This is a genomic window from Thermocrinis jamiesonii (genome assembly GCF_000702425.1).
GTDB classification, from domain to species: domain Bacteria; phylum Aquificota; class Aquificia; order Aquificales; family Aquificaceae; genus Thermocrinis; species Thermocrinis jamiesonii.
Window position 1 is genome coordinate 1 of the sequence record NZ_JNIE01000001.1, and the last position, 4,404, is coordinate 4,404.

Annotated in this window: 6 protein-coding genes and 1 pseudogene; 1 reads left to right on the forward strand and 6 read right to left on the reverse strand. The window is 41.3% G+C overall.

From position 1 onward, the window contains the following. The 4 genes from K217_RS0100005 to K217_RS0100020 all read right to left on the reverse strand — a co-directional run. A partial coding sequence (locus K217_RS0100005; RefSeq protein WP_029551084.1) for a proton-conducting transporter transmembrane domain-containing protein occupies positions 1-621 on the reverse strand: 621 nt, incomplete at its 3' end. A 1-nt stretch (position 622) separates the two neighbouring features. Then, a complete protein-coding gene (nuoK, locus tag K217_RS0100010; RefSeq protein ID WP_029551085.1) occupies positions 623-925 on the reverse strand; it encodes an NADH-quinone oxidoreductase subunit NuoK in 303 nt (100 codons plus the stop codon). Next, positions 922-1,413 carry an NADH-quinone oxidoreductase subunit J family protein gene (locus tag K217_RS0100015; protein WP_029551086.1) on the reverse strand — a complete coding sequence of 164 codons (492 nt, stop codon included), beginning with the start codon at positions 1,411-1,413 and terminating at the stop codon, positions 922-924. The genes nuoK and K217_RS0100015 overlap by 4 nt, the downstream gene beginning before the upstream one ends. Continuing rightward, positions 1,401-2,006: a NuoI/complex I 23 kDa subunit family protein gene (locus K217_RS0100020; protein ID WP_029551087.1), complete on the reverse strand. Its 606-nt coding sequence runs from the start codon at positions 2,004-2,006 to the stop codon at positions 1,401-1,403. The genes K217_RS0100015 and K217_RS0100020 overlap by 13 nt, the downstream gene beginning before the upstream one ends. A gap of 98 nt (positions 2,007-2,104) precedes the next feature. Here K217_RS0100020 and K217_RS0100025 point away from each other — a divergent pair, with 98 nt between their 5' ends. Then, a complete protein-coding gene (locus K217_RS0100025) occupies positions 2,105-3,130 on the forward strand; it encodes a DnaJ C-terminal domain-containing protein (protein ID WP_029551088.1) in 1,026 nt (341 codons plus the stop codon). A gap of 22 nt (positions 3,131-3,152) precedes the next feature. Here K217_RS0100025 and K217_RS0100030 read toward each other — a convergent pair whose 3' ends face one another. Together K217_RS0100030 and K217_RS07745 are read right to left on the reverse strand one after the other, a co-directional pair. Then, the gene (locus tag K217_RS0100030) at positions 3,153-3,845 is read right to left on the reverse strand and encodes an SIR2 family NAD-dependent protein deacylase (protein WP_029551089.1); all 693 of its coding nucleotides are present in this window, start codon (positions 3,843-3,845) and stop codon (positions 3,153-3,155) included. Positions 3,846-3,951: 106 nt separating this feature from the next. Further along, positions 3,952-4,404, reverse strand: a pseudogene (locus K217_RS07745) (IS200/IS605 family accessory protein TnpB-related protein); the annotation flags it as partial.

The window sequence follows — 4,404 nt, forward strand, 5'->3', positions numbered from 1 at the left end:
AGGATCCACCGCATCCACCTTTTCAAAGATCTCAAGAAGGTTTAAACTGCCAAACAGATAAAAGACTGCGAAAATGCCAAAAAGGTAAAGCCAGTCTCCTATTCTGTTCATTACAAAGGCTTCAAAGGCTGAGTTTGTAGCGTATTTTTGCTGATGGAAGTATCCGATAAGAAGATAAGAAGCAAGGCCCACACCTTCCCAACCAAAGAACATACCAAGGAGGTTGTCCGAAAGGACGATCATGAGCATAGAAAAGAGGAAAAAGGACAGGTATGCGTAGAACTTGTAGGTCCATTGACCAAAGAGGTTTTGCATGTATCCGATGGAGTAGATGAAGATCAGCGTAGCTATCAAGCACACTAGGGAGGCGGTTAAAGAGGACAGTGGGTCAAAGTAAAGTCCAAGCCTTAGGGTGTAGTTTCCGAGTGAGATAAACTCATAAAGTGACACTGAGAATGGAGAAGAGAGAGCTTTTATTGATGCTGGTATGGAGAGCAAAAAGGCAAAAAAGGATCCAAGAACTGTGATGATGGCAGAAGGTAAATCCCCTAACTTCCTTCCAAATAAACCTACTATTAAGAAAGACAGCAGTGGTAGCAAAACTATAAGGACTGCTTCCATCCTAATCCCTCAGTTGGGTGATTTCAGAAGAACCCTCATAACCTCTTAGCCTGAAGATGGCTACCACAAGACCAAGACCAACTGCCACCTCTGCCGCTGCCACAGTTAGCACGAAAAGGGCAAATATCTGCCCTTCCACTCCACCCACTATTCTATCCATACTAACAAAACCTAAATTAACCCCGTTTAACATAAGCTCTGTGCTTACCAAAAGAGTTATAAGATTTTTTCTTATGATAACACCAAAAAGACCCGAAAGGAACAAAAAAACGCTTATAAGAATATAAGCTAATTCTATTGTCACTCCTCTTTCCTCCCGAGGATGATGGCTCCGATCATTGCGGTTAAAAGTATAACAGAAGCCACCTCGAAAGGAAAGAGATAGGTGGTAAATAGACTTTTACCGACGCTAACTATGTTATTCTCGGTGGGCACCTTTTGAGAGATGTAAAAATTGCCCTTTAAGATCATATAGGAGATCGCTCCAAAGGACACCAATAGAAAAGGTATAGCAATCAGAGCTTCCCTCTTGTAAATACCTTCAAATTTCTTGACTTTCTCCCAAGGTATGGTGGTAATAACAAGCACGTAAAAAACTATTATGGCAACCGCATAGATTATGAGTTGAAGCCCTGCCAAAAGCTCTGCACCCAGATGCAAAAACATGCCCGCAATAGCCAGGATTACAGAAAGAAAGGCAAGGATAACATGAACTGGATTTTTGAGAAAAAGCGTCCCAAAAACAGAAGCCAAAAGCCAAACCGCTAAAAAGCCAAATATTAGCCACTCCACTCTATCTTCCCCCAAAGGCGTTCTCTGTGCTCATCGTCTATCCATATTCTGTCCGGTTCTTCTCCTCTTCTTCTTTTCCAGTCTATAGCATTTTCTTCAAGTTTGTCCATCTTTAGAACTGCATTTCTCCTTGAATAGCCTGCAAGCTCATAAAGGTCCGTCATAGTAAGACAACCTACTGGACAGGCATCTACGCATAAACCACAGAAAAGACAATTGAGTAAATTCATGTCAAACCTAACCACTTTTTTGGAACCATCTGGCATTTGGACCGCCTCTATTCTAAAGAGCGTAGGCATTGGGCATGCGGTTTGACACATATAACAGGCTACACATCTGCTTTTACCTTTTTCGTAACTCATAAACTTTTCTATAGCCCTTAGTGAGTCTGGTTCTGTTCCATCCCAGACAAAGTGTCCGTGAGCTCCTCTGTATCGTTTTGGGGGAGTTAGCTTTTCTAAGGGATAATTAGTTGTTATGGGTTTTCTAAATAGATTTTTCAGCGTTACCGAAAGACCTTTTAAAAAATCTACAAAAAGCACAGTTTCCAATAGGTTCAAAAAAGCCTTCCTATCTACCTTTTTTATAGCCATGGCAGAACTATTTTAAACCAACTACAACTTTTGGCAAAATTTTATGATAAATATCATTTAAACAAAATCGGTCTAAAAATCTTTTTAGAATATTAGCTATGCAGTTGAAAGACTATTACAAGATCCTTGGAGTGGAAAGGAAAGCAACAAAGGAAGAGATTAAAAAAGCCTACAGAAGGTTAGCTAAAGAGTGGCATCCGGACGTAAATCCGGATCCAAAGGCTGAAGAAAAGTTCAAAGAGATAAACGAAGCTTACTATGTTCTCTCTGACGATGAAAAAAGGGCAGAATATGATCGCTTACTCCAAACTGGAGACGAAAAGGCTTACAAAGATTTTATGGAGTACATACAAGATTTCTTGGAAAGCATATGGAAAGGTATAAGAAGGTCTCCAAAACCTAAGAGAGGACAGGATATTAAGCTTAAGCTTGAGTTGGATTTGGAAGAGGCTTTTTTAGGATGCGAAAAGATCGTGGAGTATGAAAGGTGGATAGACTGTCCTACTTGCGGAGCAAAGGGCTATTTGGGTGAGTTGGAAAAAGAGATATGCAGAGCTTGTGAAGGCACAGGAAGAAGGGTTAGCGGTATATTTAACTTTCCAAGGCCATGTTCTGTTTGTAAAGGGAAAGGATACATAGTAAAAAATCCATGTCCTACATGCGGTGGGACAGGAAGGGTTGCCAAGCACAGTGCGGTGAAGGTAAAAATACCACAGAGGATAGATGAAGGAGAGGTCCTAAAGGTAGCAGGCATGGGTCATCATGGAGAAAGGGGTGGAGAGCCGGGAGACCTATATTTGAGAATTTATCTAAAAGAACATCCGATTTTCAAAAAAGTTGGGAAAGACCTTTACGTAGAAAAACTCATATCCTTTCCTTTGGCAGTGTTGGGTGGAACTACAAAGATAAAAACTCTTGGAGGAGAAGAGCTGGAGGTGTTTATCCAACCCGGAACAGAGTGCGGTTCCACAAAAACCATTCCGGGTTTGGGCTTTTCTGAAAACGGAAACCTAATAATTACCTTTAGGATAGAAATTCCTAAGAATCCAAGCAAAAAACTTAAAAAACTTCTATTAGAAATGACCAAGGAATTAAAGCAGGATGGTGTGGAAAAACTCCTATAGGCACGTAAGAAACGAAGCATACTTAAAGCATTTTTTCGAAAAGTCTCAGTCCTTTACTTGCCTTTTCTCTTATTACCACATCTGCTATTTTTGATATAGGCGTGCTTTCTGGATTTATTTCCACAATTTTTGCTCCATGTTGTTTGGCTAAGAAAGGCAAGTATCCTGCGGGATAGACCACGCCGGATGTTCCGATCACTAAAAAAAGTTTGCAATTTTTGGCAAGTGCAAAGCTTTCGGAAAGAGCTTTCTCTGGAAGACTCTCCCCAAACCATACCACCGCAGGTCTTAGCAATCCACCGCAGTATTTACATTTTGGTGGAATTTCTTTAAGTGGTACCTCATAAAGCTCATACTCTTCTTTACAGTTGGTGCACTTGACCCTCCATATATTTCCGTGAAGTTCTATGACTTTTTTGGACCCCGCCTTTTGGTGTAACCCATCCACGTTTTGAGTGATTATGAAGAAATTCTCCAATCGTCTTTCCAATTCAGCCAAAAGTAGGTGAGCTTCATTAGGCTCTGCTTTGCTTATTATCTGCCTTCTCCAATCATACCACTCCCAAACAAGCTTAGGATTTTTGAAAAAAGCCTGCGGTGTAGCAAGCTCTTCTGGCTTGAACTGCTTCCAAAGTCCTCCTTCACCTCTAAAGGTAGGGACACCACTTTCTGCCGATATGCCCGCCCCTGTCAGGACAAGAATAAGCTCTTTCATTATTTAAAAAGTTAAGGCATACAGCAAAGAGGGTAACCCTTTTAGTTTAACCTTAGACGTGTGTTACAGGTTATAGACTTTACCACTGAGGCTGTTCGAAAATCACTCATTGGGACGTCCCCCCAACCTCTAAGGGAACTGACCTTCTCCTCACCCTGTCCCACGCCCCTTCCACAAGCACTGGCTTCAGAGGAGAAAGGTCCCTTGACAAAACCTTTCCAAGAACAGGGAAGAGGAGGGCGGACTTCAGAACTTGCCAAGCACTTTGAGAGACTTTCTTAGTCTCTCCCTGCTTGGGATTCCTTCCATCGACGCCCTCACAGGAACTTGGCTCGTCCTGAAGGCTTTTAAGCTTTTCTAAAAGCAAGTCCTTTGCCTTCTGAACTTGCTTTAGCTCAGAGTTTATGGCATTTCTTTTGTATTGGTTTGTCTCTTTCTTGAGTTTTTCTTTTAGCTCTTTTTCTTTCTTTTCGTAAGTGCAGATTGCATACTCCAAGTATTCCTTGTCTGAAAGAAGTTTTAGATAGTTCTCTGGGATTTCTTCCTTAAAACCTAAAGC